Origin of the sequence: Nocardia sp. NPDC059180, assembly GCF_042754945.1 — a bacterium.
Classification (GTDB): domain Bacteria; phylum Actinomycetota; class Actinomycetes; order Mycobacteriales; family Mycobacteriaceae; genus Nocardia.
On sequence record NZ_JBHZBU010000007.1, the window covers coordinates 68,646 to 92,991 of the forward strand.

At 67.0% G+C, this 24,346-nt stretch carries 23 protein-coding genes; 8 read left to right on the forward strand and 15 right to left on the reverse strand.

What is annotated here, in order from left to right; translation table 11 throughout:
* Positions 1-33 precede the first annotated feature (33 nt).
* From ACFXNW_RS21620 to ACFXNW_RS21655, 8 genes are all read right to left on the reverse strand, one after another.
* Positions 34-1,089, reverse strand: coding sequence for a ferrochelatase (locus tag ACFXNW_RS21620; protein ID WP_379419532.1), 1,056 nt, complete (start codon positions 1,087-1,089; stop codon positions 34-36).
* 27 nt (positions 1,090-1,116) lie between these two features.
* Positions 1,117-1,953, reverse strand: coding sequence for an NADH-dependent enoyl-ACP reductase InhA (gene inhA, locus ACFXNW_RS21625; RefSeq protein ID WP_379419533.1), 837 nt, complete (start codon positions 1,951-1,953; stop codon positions 1,117-1,119).
* Between the two features lie 117 nt (positions 1,954-2,070).
* Positions 2,071-2,829 (reverse strand): 3-oxoacyl-ACP reductase FabG1, encoded by a 759-nt coding sequence (fabG1, locus tag ACFXNW_RS21630; protein WP_379419534.1) that lies wholly within the window; start codon positions 2,827-2,829, stop codon positions 2,071-2,073.
* A 291-nt stretch (positions 2,830-3,120) separates the two neighbouring features.
* Positions 3,121-4,125, reverse strand: a complete 1,005-nt coding sequence (locus ACFXNW_RS21635) for a VWA domain-containing protein (protein ID WP_379419535.1) — start codon at positions 4,123-4,125, stop codon at positions 3,121-3,123.
* Positions 4,122-5,072, reverse strand: coding sequence for a DUF58 domain-containing protein (locus tag ACFXNW_RS21640; RefSeq protein ID WP_379419536.1), 951 nt, complete (start codon positions 5,070-5,072; stop codon positions 4,122-4,124). Before ACFXNW_RS21640 ends, ACFXNW_RS21635 begins: the two co-directional genes overlap by 4 nt.
* Positions 5,073-5,104: 32 nt before the next feature.
* A complete protein-coding gene (locus ACFXNW_RS21645; protein WP_379419537.1) occupies positions 5,105-6,301 on the reverse strand; it encodes an AAA family ATPase in 1,197 nt (398 codons plus the stop codon).
* A 203-nt stretch (positions 6,302-6,504) separates the two neighbouring features.
* Positions 6,505-7,977 (reverse strand): NlpC/P60 family protein, encoded by a 1,473-nt coding sequence (locus tag ACFXNW_RS21650; protein WP_379419538.1) that lies wholly within the window; start codon positions 7,975-7,977, stop codon positions 6,505-6,507.
* 280 nt (positions 7,978-8,257) lie between these two features.
* Positions 8,258-8,845: a DUF6676 family protein gene (locus tag ACFXNW_RS21655; RefSeq protein ID WP_379419539.1), complete on the reverse strand. Its 588-nt coding sequence runs from the start codon at positions 8,843-8,845 to the stop codon at positions 8,258-8,260.
* A gap of 297 nt (positions 8,846-9,142) precedes the next feature.
* Here ACFXNW_RS21655 and acnA point away from each other — a divergent pair, with 297 nt between their 5' ends.
* Together acnA and ACFXNW_RS21665 are read left to right on the forward strand one after the other, a co-directional pair.
* A complete protein-coding gene (gene acnA, locus ACFXNW_RS21660; protein WP_379419540.1) occupies positions 9,143-11,947 on the forward strand; it encodes an aconitate hydratase AcnA in 2,805 nt (934 codons plus the stop codon).
* Positions 11,948-12,110: 163 nt separating this feature from the next.
* Positions 12,111-12,677: a TetR/AcrR family transcriptional regulator gene (locus tag ACFXNW_RS21665; RefSeq protein ID WP_379419541.1), complete on the forward strand. Its 567-nt coding sequence runs from the start codon at positions 12,111-12,113 to the stop codon at positions 12,675-12,677.
* Positions 12,678-12,683: 6 nt separating this feature from the next.
* Here the strand turns inward: ACFXNW_RS21665 and ACFXNW_RS21670 are convergent, their stop codons facing one another.
* Positions 12,684-13,475, reverse strand: a complete 792-nt coding sequence (locus ACFXNW_RS21670; protein ID WP_379419542.1) for a hypothetical protein — start codon at positions 13,473-13,475, stop codon at positions 12,684-12,686.
* Between the two features lie 118 nt (positions 13,476-13,593).
* Positions 13,594-14,103 carry a MarR family winged helix-turn-helix transcriptional regulator gene (locus tag ACFXNW_RS21675; protein WP_379419543.1) on the reverse strand — a complete coding sequence of 170 codons (510 nt, stop codon included), beginning with the start codon at positions 14,101-14,103 and terminating at the stop codon, positions 13,594-13,596.
* A gap of 69 nt (positions 14,104-14,172) precedes the next feature.
* Between ACFXNW_RS21675 and ACFXNW_RS21680 the strand changes: the two genes are divergently transcribed.
* From ACFXNW_RS21680 to ACFXNW_RS21695, 4 genes are all read left to right on the forward strand, one after another.
* A complete protein-coding gene (locus ACFXNW_RS21680) occupies positions 14,173-14,670 on the forward strand; it encodes a cupin domain-containing protein (protein ID WP_379419544.1) in 498 nt (165 codons plus the stop codon).
* Positions 14,671-14,740: 70 nt separating this feature from the next.
* Positions 14,741-15,157 carry an acyl-CoA thioesterase gene (locus ACFXNW_RS21685; protein ID WP_379419545.1) on the forward strand — a complete coding sequence of 139 codons (417 nt, stop codon included), beginning with the start codon at positions 14,741-14,743 and terminating at the stop codon, positions 15,155-15,157.
* A gap of 345 nt (positions 15,158-15,502) precedes the next feature.
* Complete coding sequence (locus ACFXNW_RS21690) at positions 15,503-15,952, forward strand: hypothetical protein (RefSeq protein WP_379419546.1); 450 nt, start codon at positions 15,503-15,505, stop codon at positions 15,950-15,952.
* A 44-nt stretch (positions 15,953-15,996) separates the two neighbouring features.
* Positions 15,997-16,926: a hypothetical protein gene (locus ACFXNW_RS21695; protein WP_379419547.1), complete on the forward strand. Its 930-nt coding sequence runs from the start codon at positions 15,997-15,999 to the stop codon at positions 16,924-16,926.
* A 73-nt stretch (positions 16,927-16,999) separates the two neighbouring features.
* Here the strand turns inward: ACFXNW_RS21695 and ACFXNW_RS21700 are convergent, their stop codons facing one another.
* The 3 genes from ACFXNW_RS21700 to ACFXNW_RS21710 form a co-directional block, all read right to left on the reverse strand.
* A complete protein-coding gene (locus ACFXNW_RS21700; protein ID WP_379419548.1) occupies positions 17,000-17,245 on the reverse strand; it encodes a helix-turn-helix domain-containing protein in 246 nt (81 codons plus the stop codon).
* An 81-nt stretch (positions 17,246-17,326) separates the two neighbouring features.
* On the reverse strand, positions 17,327-18,958 hold the full coding sequence (locus ACFXNW_RS21705) for an ABC-F family ATP-binding cassette domain-containing protein (RefSeq protein ID WP_379419549.1): 1,632 nt from the start codon (positions 18,956-18,958) through the stop codon (positions 17,327-17,329).
* 137 nt (positions 18,959-19,095) lie between these two features.
* A complete protein-coding gene (locus tag ACFXNW_RS21710) occupies positions 19,096-19,791 on the reverse strand; it encodes an NAD(P)-dependent oxidoreductase (RefSeq protein WP_379419550.1) in 696 nt (231 codons plus the stop codon).
* Between the two features lie 98 nt (positions 19,792-19,889).
* Between ACFXNW_RS21710 and ACFXNW_RS21715 the strand changes: the two genes are divergently transcribed.
* Complete coding sequence (locus ACFXNW_RS21715; RefSeq protein ID WP_379419551.1) at positions 19,890-20,378, forward strand: MarR family winged helix-turn-helix transcriptional regulator; 489 nt, start codon at positions 19,890-19,892, stop codon at positions 20,376-20,378.
* 55 nt (positions 20,379-20,433) lie between these two features.
* Positions 20,434-21,198, forward strand: a complete 765-nt coding sequence (locus ACFXNW_RS21720) for an SDR family oxidoreductase (protein WP_379419552.1) — start codon at positions 20,434-20,436, stop codon at positions 21,196-21,198.
* Positions 21,199-21,252: 54 nt separating this feature from the next.
* Here the strand turns inward: ACFXNW_RS21720 and ACFXNW_RS21725 are convergent, their stop codons facing one another.
* Together ACFXNW_RS21725 and ACFXNW_RS21730 are read right to left on the reverse strand one after the other, a co-directional pair.
* Positions 21,253-23,457 carry an MMPL family transporter gene (locus ACFXNW_RS21725; protein ID WP_379419553.1) on the reverse strand — a complete coding sequence of 735 codons (2,205 nt, stop codon included), beginning with the start codon at positions 23,455-23,457 and terminating at the stop codon, positions 21,253-21,255.
* A 271-nt stretch (positions 23,458-23,728) separates the two neighbouring features.
* The gene (locus ACFXNW_RS21730; protein ID WP_379419554.1) at positions 23,729-24,175 is read right to left on the reverse strand and encodes a PaaI family thioesterase; all 447 of its coding nucleotides are present in this window, start codon (positions 24,173-24,175) and stop codon (positions 23,729-23,731) included.
* Positions 24,176-24,346 lie beyond the last annotated feature (171 nt).

Below are 24,346 nucleotides of genomic sequence, written 5' to 3' on the forward strand. Positions count from 1 at the left end.
GGATGCGCGGTGACTATTCGGCAGCGCTCGTGATCAACGGCTCGGCCGGGGCGGGGGCTTGCAGCAGTCGACGGCGCAGGCTTGCCCGTTCATGGTGCACCCGTATCCCGGCACCGAGCCGAGGCGCCGAGCAGGGGCATCGTCGAGCTGTTCGCGCATCAACTCCACCACGAGCTGTGCGAAACGCGGATCGGTTCCGGGTGTGCCGGCACGGGCAAAGGCCATACCGAGTTCGGCGGCCTTCTCGGCGGCCTCGTTGTCCAGGTCCCAGATCACCTCGAGGTGATCGGAGACGAAACCGACCGGGCACACCACGACAGCGTCGACACCCTTACCGGACAGGTTCTCCAGATGGTCGACGATGTCGGGGTCGAGCCATGGCACCTGTGGTGGGCCGGAACGCGACTGCCAGACCAGGTCATAGTCCGCGAATCCCGTTGCCGACGAACACAATCGGGCGGCATCGGCCACCTGTCGGCTGTAGAGCCTGCCGCCGTCGGCGGGCGGGCCCGCGCTCATATCGGCCGAAACCGGGATCGAATGAGCGGTGAACACCAACCGGATCCGGTCCCGTCGATCAGCCGGGATCTGTTGTACCGCAGTACGAATCGCCCCAGCGAAGGACTCGATGAGCAGCGGGTGATCGAAGTACTGGCGCAGCTTGGTCAGTTCGGGCGCACCGTCACCTACTGCGGCGCGCGCCCGGACGATGTCCTCCTGATACTGCAAACAACCCGAATAGCCACCCCAGGCAGAGGTCGGGAACACCAGCGCCGAGCGCACACCGTCAGCGGTCATCTGCGCGAGTGTGTCCTCGACCATGGGATGCCAGTTGCGGTTACCGAAGTAAACCGGCAGATCCATTCCGGCAGCAGCCAATTCGGCCTCTACCGCGGTGATGATCTGCCGGTTGAGCTCGTTGATCGGCGACACCCCGCCGAAGTGCAGATAATGCTCGGCGACTTCGGCGAGACGCTCGCGCGGTACGCCCCGGCCCCGAGTGACGTTCTCGAGGAACGGCATCACATCCTCGGGGCGTTCGGGGCCACCGAACGACAGCAGTAGCAGCGCATCGGCCGTGCGGCCCACTGTGTCTCCTCTGTCGTGCGTGAACGGTCAGTTGACCGGCATGTTCTCCGGGAACCAGGTGTTGTGGCTCGCGCCGCCGTCGACATAGATGATCGAACCGGTGGTGGCGGGAAGCCAATCCGAGAGCAGCGCGACCACGGACTTACCGACCACGGTCGGGTCGTCGACATCCCAGCCGATCGGCGAGGCGCCGTCCCAGTAGGTGTTGAGCTGGTTCAGCTTGGCGGCGTCGTCGGTGGCGGTACCGGCGATGGCCTTGGCCGCGAGGGTTTTGATCGGGCCGGCGGCGATGAGGTTCGAGCGGATCTTCTTGGCGACGCCGACCTCACGGGCGACATACCGGTTGACCGACTCCAGCGCCGCCTTGGCCACACCCATCCAGTTGTAGAACGGCATCGCGGTGCGCGGATCGAAGTCCATGCCGACGATGGAGCCACCCTCGTTCATGGCGGGCAGCACGGCCCGCGCCAGCGAGGCGTAGCTCCACGCGGAGATCTCGAAGGCCTTGGCCGCGTCCGGGCCGGGGCCCTCGAGGAACGGCTTGGCCTCCGGGCCCATCAGGGTCCGCGGCGCGAACGCGATGGAGTGCAGCACGCCGTCGATGCCCTCGGGAGCCAGCTCACGGATCTTGTCGGCCAGCTGAGCCAGGTCGTCCTCGCTGGTGACGTCGAGGCCGATCGCCGGGGGCACCTCCTTCGGCAGCCGCTTGGCGATCCGGTCGATCAGTCGCAGGCGCTCCGGGATACCGGTGATGATCACCTTCGCGCCCTGTTCCTGGGCGATCGCCGCCGCGTGGAACGCGATCGACGCGTCGGTGATGATGCCGGTGACCAGGATGGTCTTACCGTCGAGCAGTCCGCTCATGAGTTCTCGGTTCTCCCTGAAGTGTGGATGTCGTGTGCCGGGGTCCGGTGAGACTGTCGGCTCCGCGCCTTATTTCGTTAGCGCGGCTTTCGATATGTGCGATGTACCAACCGCAGGTCAGTGCCCCATGCCCATGCCGCCGTCGACCGGGATCACGGCGCCGGAGATGTAGGCCGAATCCTCGGAGGCCAGGAAGCTGACCACTGCGGCCACATCTTCGGCCTTGCCCAGACGCTGCAGCGGGATGAACTTCTTGGCCATGTCCTTCAGGTCGTCGGGCAGCTCGGCGGTCATGTCGGTCTCGATGAAACCGGGGGCGACCACGTTCGCGGTGATCGAGCGCGAGCCCAATTCACGGGTGATCGAGCGCGCGAGACCGATGACGCCGGCCTTGGACGAGGCGTAGTTGATCTGACCGGCCTGACCCATCATGCCGACGACCGAACCGAGGAAGACCATCCGGCCCCAGCGCGCCCGCAGCATCGCCCGGTTGGCGCGCTTGGCGCACCGGAAGGCGCCGGTGAGGTTGGCGTCGACGACCTTCTCGAACTGCTCCTCGGTCATCCGCATCAGCAGGGTGTCGTCGGTGATACCCGCGTTCGCCACCAGCACCTCGACCGGACCCTGGTGCGCCTCGACCTCGGCGAACGCCCGGTCCACCGATTCGCTATCGGTCACATCGCATTTCACACCGAACAGCCCGTCCGGAACGCCCGAGCCACGGTGGGTGACGGCGACCTTGTGTCCATCGGCGAGGAGGCGCTGCGCGACCGCGAGACCGATGCCACGGTTACCACCGGTCACCAGCACCGACCGGGATGCCCGCTCCGCGTTCTGCGATTCCGACTTACGACTGTCCTCGACAGAGTTCGACATGCGGACAATCTAGCCGATGGTTCCGGTCACGAAAAACACGGCCGGTTCGGCGGAGTCGAGAACAATTGTGCTCATGAGCGGCCCCGGGTGTGCGCATACCAGGACCGGGCCCATTCCGCTGTCGTATCTCACAGAGTCCCTGTCGAAAGGCAGGGGAAAGCAATAGCAGCCGGGTTCGAGCTGCCCGTGAATACGCGCACGCAATTACCGGGCGGTCTTCGTCACGGAGCTTTCAGCGGCACCGTGACCGAGGTGTACCAGGGACCGCACGGCCCCTGGTACGTGCCACGACTACGGCAAGCGCTGCCGGTATGCCAAACCGGTGACAACGCCTGCGGAGATGAACACGAGGCCGAACAACAACCAGGGCCTGCTGGCGTCGCCCATCGTCATCTCGTAACCGATCTGCTGTTCGAGGGTGTCGTAAACCGCGGTGAGTTCGGCCAGACTCGATGCGGTATAGAAATCCCCGCCGGACAATTTGGCGATCTCCTGCAGCGAATCGTCGTCCACCGGAACCGGGACCCGCTGCGGACTGCCGCCGTCCTCGTCCGGAATCTCGACGACACCCCATTCGGTCCCGAAGGAAATGGTCGACACCGGGATGTTCTTGGTTTTCGCGAGCCTGGCGGCGGTGAACGCGTGCCTGGGATCGTCGACGTCCTGATCGTCGGGGACGGTCTGCTTACCGTCCGACATCAGCACGACCCGTGCCGGCGGCGGAGTCTCGGCACCACCGAGCACCGAGGCCAGCGTCTCGATCGACTGCAACGCGGCGAAGATGCCCTCACCGGTGGCAGTGCGCTCGCTGAGCTTGATGTTGTCGATGGCAGCCTTGACGGCCTCACGGTTGGTGGTCGGCGAGACCAGCACCGAGGCGGTACCGGAGAACGCCACCAGGCCGAGGTTGATACCTGGGGTGAGCCCCTCGGCGAAATTCTTGGCGGCCTTCTGCGCGACCTCGAGGCGGTTCGGTTCGACGTCGGTGGCTTCCATCGACAGCGACACGTCCATGACCAGCACGACCGTCGCCCGGTTGCGCGGTTCCTTCTGCGCCGCCGTCGGGCCCGCCGCCGCGATCGTCAGGAAGACCAGCCCGATGAGAATCAACGCCACCGGAACATGACGCAGCGGGCTCGGCCGCGAGGGGGCGACCTTCTCCAGCTGCTCCATATTGCTGAACCGCAGCATGTGCCGGTGCCTGCGGCGCTGCACCAGCACATAGCCGAGGGCGATGAGCGCGACGACGGCGAGGAAGCCGAGCCAGATCTGCGCGGTGAAATGCGAAATACTCACTGACGTGGCACCCGCCCGGTCGGGGCGCCGAGGCTGTGGCGCCGGGTGGACACGAACCGGACCACGTCGGCGATCCAGTCCCGATCGGTCTGCAAGGTGAGCACCGGCGCGCCGCAGCTGCGCAGCGCCTGCTCGACCTGTTCGCGGTGCCGCTGCGACGCGGCCGCGTAGTCGGCCCGCAGCGCTGGAGTGACGCTGAACTCGCGGGTGCGGCCGGTCTCCGGATCGTGCAGCACCACATCGCCCATGTCCGGCAGCGACATATCGCGCGGATCCAGCACCTGCACCGCGAGTAGATCGTGGCGCGCGGAGATGGCGCGCAGCGAACGTTGCCAGTCGATATCACCGAGGAAATCGCTGATGATGACGGCGAGGCCGCGTTTGCGCTGCGGACGGCGCAGCGATTCGATCGCGCTGCGCAGATCGCCGCGCACACCGTCGCGGGCGTGCGGGGTGGTCGCGATACCGCGCAGCAGCGACTGCGCGTGCACCCGGCCGCTGCGCGCGGGAATCCGGGTGAGGTGTTCGCCGGTCGCGACGACCGCGCCGATGCGGTTACCGCCGCCGCTGGTCAGATGCGTGATGGCCGCGGCCGCCGCAATGGCCAGATCACGCTTCTGGCACGCCGCGGTACCGAAGTCGAGGCTGGCCGACAGGTCGAGCACCATCCAGGTTTCCAGCTCGCGGTCGGCGATCATCTGCCGCACGTGCGGATGGGTGGTGCGCGCGGTGACCGACCAATCCATCTGGCGCACATCGTCGCCCGGCTGGTAGGCGCGGGCCTCGCCCGGTTCGGAGCCGGGGCCGGGGATCAGACCGAGGTGGTCACCGTGCAGCACACCGTCGAGGCGACGGCGCACGGTGAGCTCGAGGGTCTTCAGCGCCGCCGACAACTTCGGGTCGGTCAGCTCTCCCGCTCGAAACGATGGTGGTGCGTGCGATGACATCGGTACTCGGTCGTCCGGCTCCGGTGCCGCCGTCACTTCGACTGGCTGTTGCCGGCGGTCTGCGGCACCTGGTTCGCCTGCGGCTGCGGCGGCATCGGCGGCTGCGGCGCGGCCTGCTGCGGGGCGGGGCCGCCTGCCTGGACGCCATTGGTGGGAGCGGGAGCCGACGACGCCCCCTGGCCGACGGCCTGCGGCGCTACCTGCGGCAGACCGACGGTCTGCAGCACGCGCTTGATGACATCTTCGGGGCTGATCTCGTCAGCGAGGGCGTCGTAGGACAGCACCAGACGATGACGCAGCACGTCCGGAATCACCTCGACCACATCCTGCGGCACCACGTAGTCGCGGCCGCGGATCAGTGCGACCGCGCGCGCCGCGGCGATGATGCCGAGGCTGGCGCGCGGAGAGGCACCGTAGGAGATCCAGTTGGCGACGTCGTTCATGCCGAATTCGGCGGGCGTGCGGGTCGCGGCGATCACCCGGACCACGTAGTCGACCAACGCGTGGTGCACGAAGGTGCTGGCGGCCAGCTGCTGCAAGCGGATGAGCTCGTCCGGCTCCAGGATCTGCTTTGCCTCCGGCGCGCTGACACCCATCCGGTAGATGATCTCGCGCTCCTCCTCCACCGAGGGGTAGTCGACGACGACCTTGAACAGGAAGCGGTCGCGCTGCGCCTCGGGCAGCGGGTACACGCCCTCACTCTCGATCGGGTTCTGGGTCGCCATGACCAGGAACGGATCCGGCATCGGGTAGGTCTTGCCACCGATGGAGACGTGCCGTTCGGCCATCACCTCGAGCAGTGCCGACTGCACCTTCGCGGGCGCGCGGTTGATCTCATCGGCGAGCACGAAGTTGGCAACCACCGGACCCAGTTCGGTATCGAACTGTTCGCGGCCCTGCCGGTAGATGCGGGTACCGATGAGGTCGGTAGGCACCAGGTCCGGAGTGAACTGGACGCGGGAGAACGAGCCGCCCACGACCTTGGCGAAGGTCTCCACCGCCAGGGTCTTCGCGATACCCGGCACACCCTCGAGCAGCACATGGCCACGGGCGAGCACGCCGACGAGCAGCCGCTCGACGAGCCGGTCCTGTCCGACGATGACCCGCTTGACCTCGTAGATCGCCTTCTCGAGGGTCTGGACGTCACGCTCGAGTGTGCTCGACCCGGGTGCAGGCGCCTTTTTCGCCAAACTTGCCCCGCTCACACCGTCCGTCGAAGTCACCAACATCCCCGCTTTCGCCTTGGTCTTGTGCGTGTTGCCACAACTATTCCAGGTAATGACCGCATTCGCCGCAACCGGACCCGATATGCCGGGTTTCGGCGCCGGAATCCGGGCACCAGAGCCCGGCCGACGGCGGTATGCGGTCCACCGTACGTGTCGGCGGTACCTCCGCACACGCTGTGGCCATGCGGCTGCGGGCGGACTGCCCGTTATGTGACGATGCGTACCGCGTAGGGCATGATGCCCGATTCCCGCACCGGGGAAACCTTGACCACGTCACCGGATTGCGGAGCCTCGACCATTTTCCCGTTGCCCAGGTACAGCGCGACGTGCTGACTGCCGTTCGCCCCCCAGAAGAGCATGTCCCCGCGTTCACGCTCGTCCACCGGCACCCGGGTGCCCGCGTTGTACTGATAACCGCTGTAGTGGGGCAGCGAGACACCGATTCCGGCGAACGCGTAGATCATCAGCCCGGAACAGTCGAATCCGACCTTGTTGTAATCGCCGTGGCTGTCGGCGACACCGCCGTCGCGGATGCCGAGGGTCGGGCCGTCCTCGTCACCGCCGCCCCAGGCGTAGGTGACACCGAGCTGGGACATGGCCCGGTCGACGACGATCTCGATCGCCTCGGTGCCGGTGACCGAGGGAACGTCGCTGCCCTCGTCCTCGCTCTCGGATTCGGATTCGGATTCATCCTCGTCACCACCGGGTTTCGGCTTGGGTTTGGCCGTGCGCGGTGAATCCTCCAGCTGGGTGTGCGGGCGTTTCCCCGCTCCGAGCTGGGCCGCGCGATCCCTGGCGGCCTGATCGGCGGCGGCGCGGGCCGCAGCGGCTGCGGCGGCGGCCAGCACCGCCGCTTCCTCGGCGCGGCGCTGCTGATCCCAGGCCTGGTAGGCGTCGCGCTGGCTCTGCAGCCCGGTGACGTTCATCCGGGCAGCGTCCAAACGTGCCTGGGCATCGGAGCGCTGGCGCAGCAGATCGTCTCGGACGGCGGTCTGCTGGTTCAGTTCGGCGGTCGCCGCGCTCACCGCGCTCTCGGCCGCGGTCTTCTTCTGCGCGGCGTCCGTGGCCGCGGCGTCGGCGGCGGTTTTGGCCTGGCGGGCACTGGCGTTCTTGTTCCCCTGGTCGATCTGGGCGCGCCGCAGGCCGTCCATCACCTGCTGCTGATTCTTGGTGACCAGGCCGATGATCTGGGCGCGGTCGAGCGCGGCGTCGGGGTCGGCGGCCGAGAGGTAGGTCATCATCGATCCGGTGCCAGGCCGTGTGTAGGCCTGGGTAGCGAACTCGTCGAAGTTGCTACGCGCCTCGCCCACTCGCACGCCCGCGTCGGTGAGTTCACGCTGGGTGGCCGCGACCAGGTCGGCAGCCGCGTCGGCCGCATCGCGCGCGTTCTGCAGATCCACGAGCGCCTTGTTGACCTGTTCGCGCCGCAGTGCCACCGCGTCGTCGAGCTGACGCACCTGCTCGTCGACGGTCGCGACCTGATTGATCAGCACACCCACCTGGCCGATTCCGGCGTCCACCCTGGCTCCGGCGTCGGCCAGTTCACCGTCGCTCGGATTGGCGGGAGGCGGCGGTACGGCGGTCGACGGCGCACCGGTGACGACGATCGCCGCCGACACCAGCAAACCGAGAGCGACCGATAAGGGACGACGATTACGGACCCCTCGCGTATTGCGCATCGCACCTCCAGACGACCCGACTGCGGTGTGGCATCACGAGCACCAGCCGACCCACGGAGCACTGTGGTCGGCAAATTGCCCTGTTAACACTCTTTCCCCAACAGCGATCACTCGAACCGTACGACACTTCCGTCACGTCGGGAACTACAGCAACGGAATCACAGGTGGGTAATTTGCGCTTTGCTCGAAATTAGCCGGATGCGGCACAGGGTTCCCCCCTGGAAAACAAACCGACCGTCAGGAAATGCGCCTCGGATCGAGGCGCACCGGGGGAATCGACTCAGGCAGACGTCGCTGCGGAGTCCTCTACCGAATCGGCGTCGGCCGTCGCGGACGCGGCCCGGCGACGCTTCAGCCAGTACAGACCACCGACCGCAAGCACGGTGCCCGCGAGCAGCACGCTGGTGAACGCGGTCCACGGCACCGATTCCTGCTCATGCAGCCGGTCGGTGAAGATCTGCACCGCCTCTTCGGACTTGCCGCCCTTCCATTTCGCGGCGTCCTCGGCCCATTCCAGATGCACTCGGCTGATCGAATCGCTGTAGGTGCCCATCCAGTCGTCGCTGAATACCGCGACGGTGCCGTGCTGGAACTTGCCGACCTCGGTCGCCAGATCACGCAGGCTCGAGTCGTGCCATGGATTGCCCTGTATGACGACCACACTGAGCGGGATGCCGTCCGCGCGTGCCTGTGCCACGATCGCGGCCAGCTCGGACTGGTCCTTGCCTTCAGGCGCGGCAACGCCGTCACCGGCCAGGTCGGCACGGATATCACCGAGGTCGGTGTTGTCCGGTAGCTCCGTGGCGACGAGAGAAAAAGCCCAGGTGTGCGAGAGGGTCATCTTCCATCCGGTCTTGTCGAGCCGCATCGATACGCGAGGCGACGGGGTCTCCTACACTGCGGATGAGCACGCCGATGGGGCCGTCCGTCCGGACCGGCCGCCCCGACAGCTCACGAGGCACAGTACGCGACGCAGTGTCGCACCGGCGCCACTCGCCACGCCGACCGGCGCCGGACGTACGCCCCGGCGCGTTCATAGGACAAGCGTACTGTTAGAGTCGCAGTCGCGAGGAACCAGCACCAGACGGTGCGGGCAGCCCTCCGAAGACGTAGGCCGTCGGCACAGCCCCGCCGACGGCAACCCTCACAGACGAGTGGAGCTGACGTGACGACAAGTATCGATACTTTCGGCGCCAAAGGCACCCTCGAGGTCGGAAGCAACTCCTACGAGATCTTCCGGCTCTCGGCCGTGCCCGGTACCGAAAAACTCCCCTACGCACTGAAAGTCCTCGCGGAGAACCTGCTGCGCACCGAGGACGGCGCCAACATCACCGCCGATCACATCCGTGCGATCGCGAACTGGGATCCCTCGGCTCAGCCGAACGTCGAGATCCAGTTCACCCCCGCCCGCGTGATCATGCAGGACTTCACCGGCGTTCCCTGTGTGGTCGACCTCGCCACCATGCGTGAGGCCGTCACCACCCTCGGCGGCGACCCGAACAAGGTCAACCCGCTCTCCCCCGCCGACATGGTCATCGACCACTCGGTGATCCTGGACGTCTTCGGCCGCGCCGACGCCCTCGAGCGCAACGTCGACCTCGAGTACCAGCGCAACGGTGAGCGCTACCAGTTCCTGCGCTGGGGCCAGGGCGCCTTCGACGACTTCAAGGTCGTCCCCCCGGGTATCGGCATCGTGCACCAGGTCAACATCGAATACCTGGCACCCACCGTCATGGTCCGCAACGGCCAGGCCTACCCCGACACCTGTGTCGGCACCGACTCGCACACCACCATGGTCAACGGCCTCGGTGTGCTCGGCTGGGGAGTCGGCGGTATCGAGGCCGAGGCCGCCATGCTGGGCCAGCCGGTCTCCATGCTGATCCCGCGCGTTGTCGGCTTCAAGCTGACCGGTGAGATCCAGCCGGGCGTCACCGCGACCGACGTCGTGCTCACCGTCACCGACATGCTGCGCAAGCACGGTGTGGTCGGCAAGTTCGTCGAGTTCTACGGCGCCGGTGTCGCCGAGGTGCCGCTGGCCAACCGCGCCACCCTCGGCAACATGAGCCCCGAGTTCGGTTCCACCGCAGCGATCTTCCCGATCGACGCGGAGACCATCAACTACCTGCGCCTGACCGGCCGCACCGACGAGCAGCTCGCCCTCGTCGAGGCCTATGCCAAGGAACAGGGCATGTGGCACGACGCGGCCCACGAGCCCGCCTACTCCGAGTACCTCGAGCTGGACCTCAACACCGTGGTCCCCTCGATCGCAGGCCCGAAGCGCCCGCAGGACCGCATCCTGCTCAGCGAGTCGAAGATCGCGTTCCGCAAGGACATCTACAACTACACCGACGACACCGTCGCCACCCCGCACACCCAGCTGGACGAGGCGATCGAAGAGTCGTTCCCCGCATCGGATCCGGCCGAGCTGTCCTTCGCCGACGACGGCGCGATCGACGTCACCTCCGCCGCCAACGGCTCCGAGGGCCGTCCGTCCAAGCCGGTGCGCGTGAAGTCCGAGGAGCGCGGCGAATTCGTGCTCGACCACGGTGCCGTCGTGGTCGCGGGTATCACCTCCTGCACCAACACCTCGAACCCGTCGGTCATGATCGGCGCGGCCCTGCTGGCCCGCAACGCCGTTGAGAAGGGCCTGTCGTCCAAGCCGTGGGTGAAGACCAACATGGCGCCCGGCTCGCAGGTTGTCTCCGACTACTACGAGAAGGCGGGCCTGTGGCCCTACCTGGAGAAGCTCGGCTTCTACCTGGGTGGCTTCGGTTGCACCACCTGCATCGGTAACACCGGTCCGCTGCCGGAGGAGATCTCCCAGGCGGTCAACGACAACGACCTGTCGGTCACCGCGGTGCTGTCCGGTAACCGCAACTTCGAAGGCCGTATCTCCCCCGATGTGAAGATGAACTACCTGGCCTCCCCGCCGCTGGTCATCGCCTACGCGCTCGCGGGCACCATGGACTTCGACTTCGAGACCGATCCCCTCGGTCAGGACACCGACGGCAACGACGTCTTCCTGCGCGACATCTGGCCGTCGCCGCAGGAGATCGACGACACCATCAAGTCGGCGATCAGCCGCGACATGTTCACCAAGTCCTACGCCACCGTGTTCCAGGGTGACGAGCGCTGGCAGAACCTGAGCACCCCGGAGGGCGACACCTTCGCGTGGGACGAGAACTCGACCTACGTCCGCAAGGCGCCGTACTTCGACGGCATGGAGATGGAGCCGGCTCCGGTCGAGGACATCAAGGGCGCGCGCGTGCTCGCCCTGCTCGGCGACTCGGTCACCACCGACCACATCTCCCCGGCCGGCCCGATCAAGCCGGGCACCCCGGCGGCGCAGTACCTCGACTCGCACGGCGTGGAGCGCAAGGACTACAACTCCCTCGGCTCGCGTCGCGGTAACCACGAGGTGATGATCCGCGGCACCTTCGCCAACATCCGGCTGCGCAACCAGCTGCTCGACGATGTCTCGGGTGGTTACACCCGCGACTTCACCCAGGACGGTGGCCCGCAGGCGTTCATCTACGACGCCTCGCAGAACTACCAGAAGGCCGGCATCCCGCTGGTCGTGCTCGGTGGCAAGGAGTACGGTTCGGGCTCCTCGCGCGACTGGGCCGCCAAGGGCACCCGCCTGCTCGGCGTCAAGGCCGTCATCACCGAGTCCTTCGAGCGCATCCACCGCTCGAACCTGATCGGTATGGGCGTGGTCCCGCTGCAGTTCCCGGCCGGCGAGTCGGCCATCACCCTGGGCCTGACCGGCACGGAGACCTTCGACATCGAGGGCATCACCCAGCTCAACGAAGGTGTCACCCCGCAGACGCTGAAGGTCACCGCCACCAAGGAAGACGGCGAGAAGATCGTCTTCGACGCGGTGGTCCGGATCGACACACCCGGTGAGGCGGACTACTACCGCAACGGCGGCATCCTGCAGTATGTGCTGCGCAACATGATTCGTGGCTGAAGCCACTCCCCGCACACGTGGGGATGATCCGATGATTCGCGGCTGACAGCCGGTTCGTCGCGCAGAGTGAGGTCCGCGCACCGTATCCGCGGTGCGCGGACCTTCGCACTTCGTCCGACTCGATCCGTCTCGTTTCACACTCGACTCCAAGGGAGTTCGCCCCATGCCGAAGGTCAGTGACGATCACCTCGCTGCCCGGCGCAGCCAGATACTCGATGGTGCCCGGCGCTGCTTCGCCGAGTTCGGCTACGACGGCGCCACCGTGCGCCGCCTGGAAGACGCCATCGGTCTATCGCGCGGCGCGATCTTCCACCACTTCCGGGACAAGGACGCGTTGTTCCTCGCCCTCGCCCAGGAAGACGCCGAGCGAATGGCCGATGTGGCGGCCAATCAGGGCATCGTGCAGGTCATGCGGGACATGCTGGCCAACCCCGAGCAGTTCAATTGGCTCGGCACCCGGCTCGAGATCGCCCGCAGGCTGCGCACCGATCCCGAATTCCGGGCCGGATGGACCCAGCGTTCGGCCGAGCTGACCGCCGCCACGCTGGCTCGTCTGGAGCGGCGCAAGGCCGCTGGTGCGCTGCGCGACGACGTGCCGACCGATGTGTTGCTCGGCTATCTGGACCTGGTGCTGGACGGGCTCATCGCGCGCATCGCCTCCGGCCATACCAACGAGAACCTTACGGCGGTACTGGATCTCGTCGAGGCCTCGGTACGCCGCAGGGAGTGAGGCGCCTCAGAAGGTGGCGTTGAGATAGTTTGCGGCGTGGGTCGTCCACAGGATGCCGGTTCCGGGCATGTCATGGCCGGAATAGAGCACGTGCTGGCCGTCGGGCCACGGCGTGAGATAGCCGATGACACCGTGCACCGCCTCGGCGTAACGCGCCGCATTGCCGAGCGGATCGGTCAGCAGGAAACGCAGCAGTTCGGCGAAGATCAGCGGTGCCACATTGCCGAGGCGCGCGCCCTCGACGAACGAGAACGGCGAGATACCGACATCGATGATGCGCAGCGGCGAATCCGCGCGTACCGAGGTGATGATGTCGCCCGGGTTGGCATATTCACGAACCTCGAGGTCGGGCCAGTCCCCGTGCTGACCGTGCAGCCCGAAGGTATCGGGCGGGCACAGATGGCCCACCGACTCCCCCGCACGGCGTAGCGGATTGGCGAAGTTCACCGCGAACGCGATCTCGAGCGGGCTACCGTCGGCATTGGTGTAGATGCCCTCCCGCACGCCCTCCAGAATCCGGCTCGCGCAGATCGACCCCAGCGAATAGCTCAGCAGCCCACAGACATTCGGGGACTCCTGGATCGCCGCGACACCGGCCGCGATGCCGAGGCGCACCGACGTCTCCAGCGACGGACCCCATACGTCCGGCGACGGTCCCACCGACGCGGGCCAGTCCGGTTCGAAACTTCGGAACCGCTGAGGATCCAGCAGTTTCGTGACATCACGCAGCATGCCCGTGGGGGCGCCGCCGGGATCGCGCGGCTCCCCGGTACCGCGGAGTGTGATGATGTCGATCATCGAAGTCCCTCCTCACCGCCCCGCCGATCCGTCGGCGCGGCACCCTACGGTATGGCCGGGCCGAGACCGGGGCCCGAGTAGCGAGCTACCCCAATTGTGCCCGCCACGAGCCCCGGGCTCAGGGGTTATCGGATTCCAATCCGGTGAGCAATGTGCGGACGATGCGGTCCAGTTCGTGCCGGTCGGCGACGGAAAGCACCGCGAGCAGACGGGTTTCGTTCTCGGTGTGCGCCGTGACGACGGTGTCGATCAGTGCGCGGCCTGTGTCGGTGAGCGCTACCCGGATGGCGCGGCGATCGGCGGCATCGGCGATGCGGCGCACCAGGCCCGCCGATTCCAGCCGGTCCAGCCGTCCGGTCATGCCCGCCCGCGACAGCATGAGGGTATCGGCGAGCACGGACGGGTTCAGTTCGAACGGGTCCCCGGCCCGCCGCAGCGCCGCGAGTACATCGAACTCACCGCGTTGCAGCCCGTGCGCGGTGAATACCGCTTCGATCTCACGCCGGGCCACGGCCTCCAACCGAGCCAGGCGTCCGAGCACCGCCATCGCCTCCAGATCGAGGTCGGGCCGTTCCCTGCGCCATTGGGCGGCGATCGCGTCCACCGCGTCGGTTGTCGAATCGGTCATGGACATCATTCTATTCGCTGCGATATAGTTCGGTAGCGAATTATTAAGTACCGAACGATTGGAGTCGCCATGCCGACCACCGACCGCAGTGCCGCCATTCGTCAGCCGCAGGACGCCGAGCGTGTCGGCACCGACGCCACGCAGGTGCGGCTGCTCATCGACTCCAACGAGGCAGGAGGGTCCGTCAGTACCGTCGAGGTCACCATGAGCCGGGGCGCCGACGGTGCGGCCCCGCACTACCACACCCGCTCCGACGAGCTGTTCTATGTCGCCGACGGTGAACTGCAACTACTGGCGGGCGACGAGATCGTCACCGTCGGCGCGGGCGGATCAATTGTGGTCCCCCGGCTCATGACGCATGCCTTCGGCGCGACACCAGACAGCGGGGCCCGCATCCTGATCGCACTCATGCCGGGCGTGGAACGGTTCGAATACTTCCGCCTGCTGGACCGGATCGCGAAGGGCGAGGCCACCCTGGCCGACCTCGGCGCCTCCCAGGACGAGTTCGACAATCACTTCGTCGACGCGCCGCACTGGTGGCGTGAACGCGCCGCAAGCCGAGACTGACACGGCCCGCGTGACACGGATATCTCTGGTCGATGGGAACAATTTCCCGCCGACCGGAGTTCGGCACAGCATGACCTTCTCTGTCCCCGTCATCGTCCGCGGATACGAGCTCGACACCCAGGGCCACCTGAATCAGGCGGTTTACCTGCAGTACTCCGAGCACGCGCGGTGGGAGCTGCTACGGGCGGCCGGCGTCGGCCAGGACAAGCTGATCGCCAGCGGGGTGGGGCCGGTCGTGCTGGAGCAGAACATCAAGTACCTGCGCGAACTGCGCGGCGGCGACGAAGTCGAGGTCACCTGCGAGTTCGAATGGCAGGAGGGCAAGATCTTCACCATCCGCCAGCAGATCCGCAAACTCGACGGCACGGTCTCGGCCGAGTTCCGGGTGACCGGCGGCCTGCTCGACCTCACTGCCCGCAAACTCGTCGCCGATCCGCGTGCCCGCTTCCGCGCGCTCACCGATCGGCCCGATCTCCTCGGGATCTGACCCACCGCGAGGGCACGAGAACTTCTGATCGCAGCCCTTCGGATCGCGGATTCTCCATCGGTTGTGAAACTCTCGCGGGTCTCATCTCGCGCGCGACCGATGCGCGCGCCAATCCCGGGCAATATCGGCAGGCGGACAACCCTCGCAGACGATAGCCATGCGATTGCGCGCCTTGCTATATCCCCACACCGAAAATCTTTCGGCGCTAGTGGTTCCCGCGCACAATACCGGTTTGCCGGAGGCGCGGTAAATCTCGCGATCCGGGCCGTGGAGAACGCTGTCCGCGATATGATTCGGAGCACGCTCGGGGGTCCTGGCAAATTGTGAGCAGATCGGAGTTCCACCATGACCGATGCCATCCACTTCCCTGGCGCCGCCGCGACCGGTGATCGCGTTCCCGCACTGCAGGGCATGCTCGTCGCCCAGTCGGAACGCGATATCACCGTCCGGGTCGCCGAGGGAACGTGGACCTTCCGGCGCGCCGATGTGCTGCGGGTACTCGAATCCGACGCGTCGGTGGCCGCACCCGGTCGTCCGGTGCTGGTCGACATCCGCCCCGGCGCCACCGCCGACTTCACCCGCAGGCTGCGCATCGATGTGGTCGACCGGCCCATGACACTGGCCGCACCACCCTCCCCGGCTTTCGGTGACGATCTACTACGCGAGCTCACCGAATCCTGGGCCGACGAGCTCCAGTTGCTCGACGCCCCCGGCACCGGCGCCACTTTCACCTATTGCCAGACGAAATCGCATGCGGGAAGCGACGACGGCATCAACTGCGACAGCCTCGACTGAGCGGCGGGCAGGTGGCCGCACCCCGGACGGGCTCGGTATTGATCGTGTCCGAATCCGACGATCTGCACGCGACCGCCATGGCGGTGACGCTGCGAGAGCACCACGGCGTCAACCCGATTCAGCTGGACCTGCGCGACTTTCCGCGCGAATCCGGTAGTTTCCGGCTCGACCGGCTCGGCACCTCACGGTCGATGTCGCATCTCATCGGCCTCGACGAGGTGCGCTCGGTATGGTGGCGGCGCCCGCATCCGAGCCAGGTGCCCGCAGGCGTGCGCGCCACCGACGACGCCTTCCGGCAGGCTGAATGCGATGGGTTCATCCAGGGCCTGCTGTGGTCGATCCCCGCGCTGTGGGTCAACGATCCCGGTAACGATCGCACCGCCAACCGCAAGATCGTGCAGCTCGAGACCGCCCATCGCGCCGGGTTCGCGATCCCGGAAACCTTGATCACCAACGATCCGGACGAAGCCCGCAGCTTCGTCGAATCACGCGGGGGCGCAGTGGTTTACAAACGCACCGGCACCAGCCGAGCCGAGTTCGCCGAGACCAGGATCGTCGGTGAATCCGACCTTGCCCGGCTCGCCGGGATCCGGTCGGCGCCGACGATCTTCCAGGACTACATCGTCGCGCAGTGCGATTTGCGGGTGGTGTGGGTCGACGGCGTGGCCTGGACGGTGCGCATCGATTCACAGGCCGGTGCCGGGCGGGTCGATTCGCGCCTGGATACGTCGGTCGAATTCGCGCCCGCTCAGCTGCCCGCATCGGTCAGCAAATCCTTGGCAATACTCATGGGTGCGCTCGGCCTGAGCTTCGGCGTGCTGGATCTGCGCCTGGGCGCCGACGGCGAGTACTACTTCCTCGAGGTCAACCCACAGGGCCAGTTCGCGTATCTCGAGATCAAGACCGGCCTGCCGATCTTCACCAGTCTCGCGAACTTGCTGGTGCACGGCGACGGATCGGTCGCCGACAGCTGAACGCCGCCGCTACCCGCGCATGCGGAAACGCCGCGGTACCGGAACCGATGCCGATATCGCAGCGGGACCTCCGCTACTGGGCTTTGCGCCGATTGGCCCCACCGCGGCTGCGGAGCTGCACATGCGACTCCACCAGCACGTTGTGGATGAAGCCGTAGGAGCGGCCGGTCGTGCGCGCCAGCGAACGAATGCTCGCCCCTGCCTCATATTGCTTCTTCAACTGCGATTGCAGGCGGTCGCGCGACTTTCCCGTGACGCGTGTGCCCTTACCCAACGTGGTCTTACCCGATGTGGCTCTGTGTGCCGGCCTGTCGCTCATGGCTTCCTCCGAGTCGCCGAGCAGCGTCATTCCAGGCTAAGCACTCCGCGGTCCGTGATCAACGGATTCGGGTGATGAAAATCACGCGAGCTGAATCAGTTCCAGATATTCGGCCGACCAGTGGTCCTCGGTGCCGTCGGGCAGCAGGATCACGCGCTCGGGCGAGAGCGCTTCGGCCGCGCCCGGGTCGTGGGTGACCAGCACGACCGCGCCCGCGTAGGTGCGCAACGCGTCGAGCACCTGTTCGCGCGAGACCGGGTCGAGGTTGTTGGTCGGCTCGTCGAGCAGCAGCACATTCGCCGCCGAGGAGACCAGGCCGGCCAGCGCCAAGCGGGTCTTCTCGCCGCCGGACAGGGTGCCCGCCGGCTGATCCAGCTGCGGGCCGGTGAACATGAACGCGCCGAGCAGACCGCGCAGATCCTGTTCACCCGCATCCGGAGCGGCGTGGCGGATGTTCTCCCACACCGTGGCGTTGTCGTCGAGGGTGTCGTGTTCCTGAGCGAAGTAGCCGACCTTCAGACCGTGCCCGGCGACCAGGCCGCCCGCAGTGGGCTTCTCCGCCCCGCCGAGCAAGCGCAGCAGGGTGGTCTTGCCGGCGCCGTTGAGGCCGAGCACCACGACCCGGCTACCCCGGTCGATGGCCAGATCGACGCCGGTGAAGATCTCCAGCGAGCCGTAGACCTTGGTGAGGTTCTCTGCCATCAGCGGAGTCTTGCCACAGGCCGCGGGCTCGGGGAACTTGATCCGCGCCACCTTGTCGGCCACGCGCACATCGTCGAGTTCGGAGATGAGCCGCTCGGCGCGCTTGACCATGTTCTGCGCGGCAACGGCTTTGGTGGCCTTCGCGCCGAGTTTGGCGGCCTGGGCGCGCAACGCCGAGGCCTTCTTCTCCGCGTTGGCGCGTTCGCGGCGGCGACGCTGTTCGTCGGTGGCGCGAGCATCGAGGTATTTGTGCCAGCCCATGTTGTAGACATCGGCCTCACCACGCACCGCGTCCAGGAACCAGACCTTGTTCACCACGTCGGCGAGCAGTTCGACATCGTGGCTGATCACGATCAGCCCGCCCTCGTGGTTCTGCAGGAACCCGCGCAGCCAGGTGATGGAGTCGGCGTCGAGGTGGTTGGTCGGCTCGTCGAGCAGCAGGATGGTGTCGGAGCGGCCGCCGCTGCCGTCGGAGGCGGCGAACAGGATGCGTGCGAGCTCGATGCGGCGACGCTGACCACCGGACAGGGTGCGCAGCTCCTGGCCGAGCACCCGGTCGGGCAGGCCGAGGCTGTTGCAGATACGCGCGGCTTCACTCTCGGCGACGTACCCACCCAGTGCCGAGAACCGCTCCTCGAGCCGGCCGTACTTGCGGACCGCGCGATCACGTTCTTTCTCGTCGGCCACCTCGGCCATCAGCGCCTGCTGCTTCTCCATATCCCGGATCAGCGTGTCGAGGCCGCGCGCGGACAGCACCCGGTCGCGAGCCAGCACGTCCAGGTTGCCCTCGCGAGGGTCCTGGGGCAGATAGCCGACATCGCTCGAGCGCAGGATCTTGCCGGCGTAGGGTTCGCCCTCACCGGCCAGAATGCGCAGCGTGGTGGTCTTGCCCGCGCCGTTGCGCCCGACCAGGCCGATCCGGTCGCCCGCCTGCACTCGCAGGGCCGGCCCTGGGGCCGACAGCAGTGTGCGGACTCCGGCCCGGACCTCCAGGTCGGTCGCGGTGATCACAGATGTCTCCTAGGCGCGTGGTGGGGATGCAGCTCGATTGTGCGATGCGATGCGCACACGAACCACCGATTTTACCTGCCGCACCCCGTCGTCCGGACACCCGGCGGACGTGAGAGCCGCCACCACGACGGCCGACCTCAGCTACCGCCCAGCGCCTCCGAGCGCATCAGCTGCAACATCGTCGGGTTGCCGGTGGTGGTCGCGACGGCGGCGGTGGTGCGGACGAACCGGTCGTCGTCCAGTAGCCGCAGCAGGCCCGCGGCCAGATCGACGCGCGCGGTGTACCGATGGTCCACCCAGCCTGCGGCCAGCACATAGTCGGTCACCTCGGGCAGTTCGTACAGCCCGCCGGGGCGCACGATGGTCCAGTCGAGGTCGGTGCCGGACAGCAACGCCTCCATCCGGCGCATGTCGTCGTACAGCGTTTTGCCCATCACGCGGGTGATGTAGGGAACCAGGACCCGGTTGAACACGAAGCCCGCACCGGAGAACGGTTTCGGCTCGACGGCGTTCGACGACACCACCGCGATGCGGCGAACCTCGTGTTTGCGCATCGCGGCCACCATGTGCCCGACACCCACCGAATAGGTATCGATCGGTTCCTTGCGGTAGGGCACGCCGAGCGTGGACAGCACCGCGTCGGCGCCGGCGATCGCCGTCTCGACCGATTCGGCGCGATGGACGTCGCCGGCGAACACGGTCAGACGCTCGCCCGTCAGCGGAAACTCGTCCGGATGGCGGGTGACGGCGACGACATCGTGGCCAGCGGCCAATGCCTGACCGGTGAGCAGTCGGCCGGTAGGCCCATTCGCTCCGAAAATAGTGAGGCGCATGCGGAGATCCCTTCGCGTGGAGGCGTGGCTCCGATGTACATCGACCTCGCAGCCATAAGATATGGAAACCATATCAACTAATACGAGAGTCGTACAATATGAATGACGTATCAGATGTCGATCCTGGGCAGCATCGGCGTTCGCCCGGCGCGGTCAGGGAGGCACTGCGCGAACTCAATACCCAGCTCTCGCTGCTCAACCGCCAGTACGGCACGACGATGACACTCAATGTCGCGGACTGGAACTGCCTGGACCTGATCGATCGCTACCAGCCGATCGGCCCCGGCGACCTCGCCCGGCGCGCCGGCATGCATCCGGCGACGATGACCGGCATCCTCGACCGCCTGCAACGCAACGGCTGGATCGTCCGCGAACGCGATCCCGAGGCGACCGACCGCCGTGCGGTCACGCTGCGCACCACCCGCGACCACAACCCGGACGTCTATCGGATGCTCTCGGGTATGAACACCCGGATCGAGCAGATCTGCCGGGGCTACTCCGCCACGGAACTCGAACTGATCGCCGACTTCCTGCGCCGTGTCGCCGCCGCCGGGCACGAATCCGCCACCGAGCTCTCCGGTCAGTAGCCGACAACCTCAGCACCGCACCACCCGCACGGCGACTGAAGTAACGTGACATCACATGACTACGGATCTGTTGGGCAAGAGCGCGCTGGTGACCGGAGCCAGCCGCGGAATCGGTCACGCGGTGGCCGCTGAGCTGCTGCGCCGGGGCGCGAATGTGCTGATCACCGCGCGTAAGCCGGAGCCGCTGGAGCAGGCAGCCGCGCAGCTGCGCGAACTCGGCCATCAAGGTGAGGTCGTGGCGCTTGCGGGCAACTCCGGTGACGCCGATGCCCGCGCGGCCGCGGTCGACCGTGCGGTGGCCGAATTCGGATCGCTCGACATCCTGATCAACAACACCGGCATCAACCCCGTGTACGGATCGCTCATGGAGGCCGACCTCGACGCGGTCCGCAAGATCTTCGACGTGAACGTGGTCGCGGCGCTCGGCTACATCCAGCAGGCGCACCGGGCGTGGATGGGTGAGCACGGCGGCGCCGTGGTCAATGTGGCCAGCGTGGCCGGTATCCGGTCCACCGGCGTGATCGCCGCCTACGGCGCGTCCAAGGCCGCGCTGATCCGCCTCACCGAGGAACTGGCCTGGCAGCTCGGCCCGAAGATCCGGGTGAACGCGGTGGCGCCCGGCGTGGTGAAGACATCCTTCGCCGACGCCCTCTACTCGGCCGATGAAGAGGCCGCCGCGAAGGTGTATCCGCTGAAGCGACTGGGTGCGCCCGAGGATGTCGCACGGTTGATCGCGTTCCTCGTGTCGGAGGAATCCGGCTGGATCACCGGCGAGACGGTGCGGGTCGACGGCGGTCTGCTGTCGACCGGCGGAATCTGAGACAGATCTACCGACTCGGTGGTGTCCGCGTTCGCGCGGACACCACCGCCGTGTTCAGACCCCGACGGGCTGGCGCCAGTCGTCCTTGTCGACGCGGGCCGACGGCACCGACGGCCCCTCGTCCAGGCCGTACCGATCGTGCAGCCGACGCAGCGGACCGGGCGCCCACCAGTTCCAGTCGCCGAGCACCTTCATCGCCGCGGGCAGCAGGAATCCGCGCACCAGCGTCGCGTCCACAAGCACCGCCAACGGCAGGCCGATACCGAACGCCTTCATGAAGGTGATGTCGGAGGCGAGGAAGCCGAGGAACACCAGCGAGATCAGCACCGCGGCCGCGGTGACGATGCGGCCGATGCGCTCGAGGCCCACCGCGATGGCGACCTCGTTCTTGCCGGTCTGGTCGTATTCCTCGCGGATCCGTGCCATCAGGAACACCTGGTAGTCCATGGCGAGACCGAAGGCGACACCGAACAGCATGACCGGAACGGTGGCAGGCAGATCGCCGGTCACGGTGAAATCGAGCAGGCCCGACATGTGGCCGTCCTGGAAGATCCACACCAGCGCACCGAAGGTCGCGGTGAGGCTGAGGAAGCTGAGCACGACCGCGAGCAGCGGCAGCACCACGCTGCCGGTCAGCAGGAACAGCACCACCAGCATCACCACCATGACGAACCCGAGCGCGATGGGCAGGGTCGAGATCACCTCGTCGATGGCGTCGGCGTTGGCGGCCGCTACCCCGCCGACCAGCACCGCTGACGGCGCTTCGACCGCCCGGACGTCCTGCACGATCTGATCCAGCGTCCCGGGGTCGGTCGTATTCGGCACCACCGACAGGTAGGCGGCGGATTCGGCGCCGAACTGTTCGTGGATGTCGGCAGCCGGGGCGAGCAGGCCCCCGTGGGCGTAGCTGCCGGTCGCGGTGTCGACGCGCTGCACATTGTCGATATCGGAGATCCGGCGCGCGTAACCGTCGAGGCCGGACTTGTCCTCGGGCAGCACGATGAACAGACCGCTCTGCTCGGTAATGGTGAAATCACGCTGAATCGCCTCGGTGACCTGACGGTTGTTCATCGACTCCGGCAGCGAACGTTCGTCGGGGAACCCGAGTTTGATGCCGAGGAACGGTGCGCCGAGGACCAGCAGCAGCGCGGCCACGGCGAGGCCGATCGGCACCGGCCTGCGCATGACTGCGGTGGCCAGCCGATGCCAGAAACCTTCGCCGGGCGCGGGCCGCGGTGCACGGAAGAACCAGCCGAGCTGCCCCTTGTCGATACGAGTGCCGACCAGGAACAGGATCGCGGGCAGCACGGTCAACGAGACCGTGGCCGCGATCAGCGCGACAGCGAGTCCGGCGTAGCCCATCGAGCGGACCGCGAGCAGCGGGAAGAACAGCAGCCCCGACAGCGCGACGGCGACGGTGGCGGCGGAGAAGGCGACAGTACGCCCGGCCGAGCGCATGGTGGCCGCGACCGCTGGGCCGGGATCGCTGCCCGCGACCAGCTCGTCGCGGAATCTGTTGATCATCAGCAGGCTGTAATCGATCGCGAGACCGAGCCCGAGCAGGGTGGCGACATTGGTCGCGGTCGCGGCGAGGTCGGTGGCCAGGGCGATCAACCACAGGGTGCCCATGGTGATCATCACGGTGACCACGGCGACGAGCAACGGCAGACTCGCCGCGACCAGGCCGCCGAAGACGAACAGCAGCGCGATCAGCGTGATCGGGAAGGCGATGGATTCGCCGATCACCACATCTTTTTCACTTTGCTGCACGGTTTCGCGCAGGAGCATGGCGTACCCGCCGATACGCACCTCGACCGGGCCGCGGCTGCCTTCGAAACGTTCGGCGATGTCGCCGACCCGGCTGTCGACTTCGGCTTCGTCACCGAGGATGCTGGCCACGATCAGGCCCTTGCGTCCATCGGCGCTGCGCAGAGCCGGTGTCTCGTCGGTCCAGTAGGAGCCGACGCCGGTGACGCCGGCTTCGGCCTTCAGCTGGTCGACCAGTTCGGTTGCGGCGGTGGCGACCTCGTCGTCGTCGATGGGCCGGTCGGCCTCGATGAGTAGGACCAGGTTCGGCGGCGCCTGTCCGAACGTATCGGCCAACGCCTCGGTGGCTCGGCTGGATTCGCTGTCGGGGGCGATGTATCCGCCGCCCTGCACCTTGTCGAACAGGGTCGAGCTCAACATCCCCATGGCCAGTGCGAGCACCGCGAACACGGCCAGAATCTGCCGGCTGCGCCGCCTGGTCAGTCCCAACACAGCGTTTTCCCTCACTCCCGCGCGGCCGCGCCCATCGGGTGGGCGCCGCCCTTCTCACGTTCACTTCGGGTGACATCGGCCACCGGGGCGCCTCGGCCGACGCCCGCGCGATCGTAACAACCCGCGAAGCAAAGCCGCTGAGCGAGAAGAGTTTCCATGGACCCCATCGAGGCCGGTCCGCGATCGCTACAGATTAGCGGGGCGATCTCTCGACTTGAACTACTCGGCGACGGCGTCGCAGCCTTGGTCATCGCCGCACGGAATCGGGAAATCAGGACTGCTTGGGCAGGTTCTGCAACCGCACCTGACCGCGCGCCACCTGTCGGCCGGTCTCGTCGGTGATCACGACTTGCCACAGTTGCTGGAGCCGGCCCCGATGCAACGGAGTGGCTTCGCCGACGAGCGTGCCCTCGCGGACCGCACGCAGGAAGTCGGTGTTGTTGTTCACGCCGACCACGTTGCCTTGGTCGCCATACCAGACGCCGCCGCCGACACTGGCCAGCGATTCGATGACGGTGCACAGCACGCCGCCGTTCTGGATGCCCGCGGGCTGATGCAGCTTCGGGGTGACCTCCCATTCGCCGCGGACCAGATCCGGGCCGACAGCGGTGTAGCGCAGCCCTATGAGATCGGTGAAGGTGCCTTTGCTGTATTCGGTCATCAGCTCGGGGGTGATGTCGGCCAGCGAGGCGGGCGCTTCGGTCTGCTGTTGCGTCATGGATCCACCTTTACACCACCGGAGCCGGCCGTCTCCGGCACGTCCCGCTATAGGACTCGAAAGACAGAGCGGCGGGGCCCCCCCCAGTGGGGGCCGCCGCGGCCAAGGGTGGGGGGGGGCCGCCGCCCGCGGGCCGCTCGCGCGAGCCGCGGTGGCGTATAAACAAAAGAC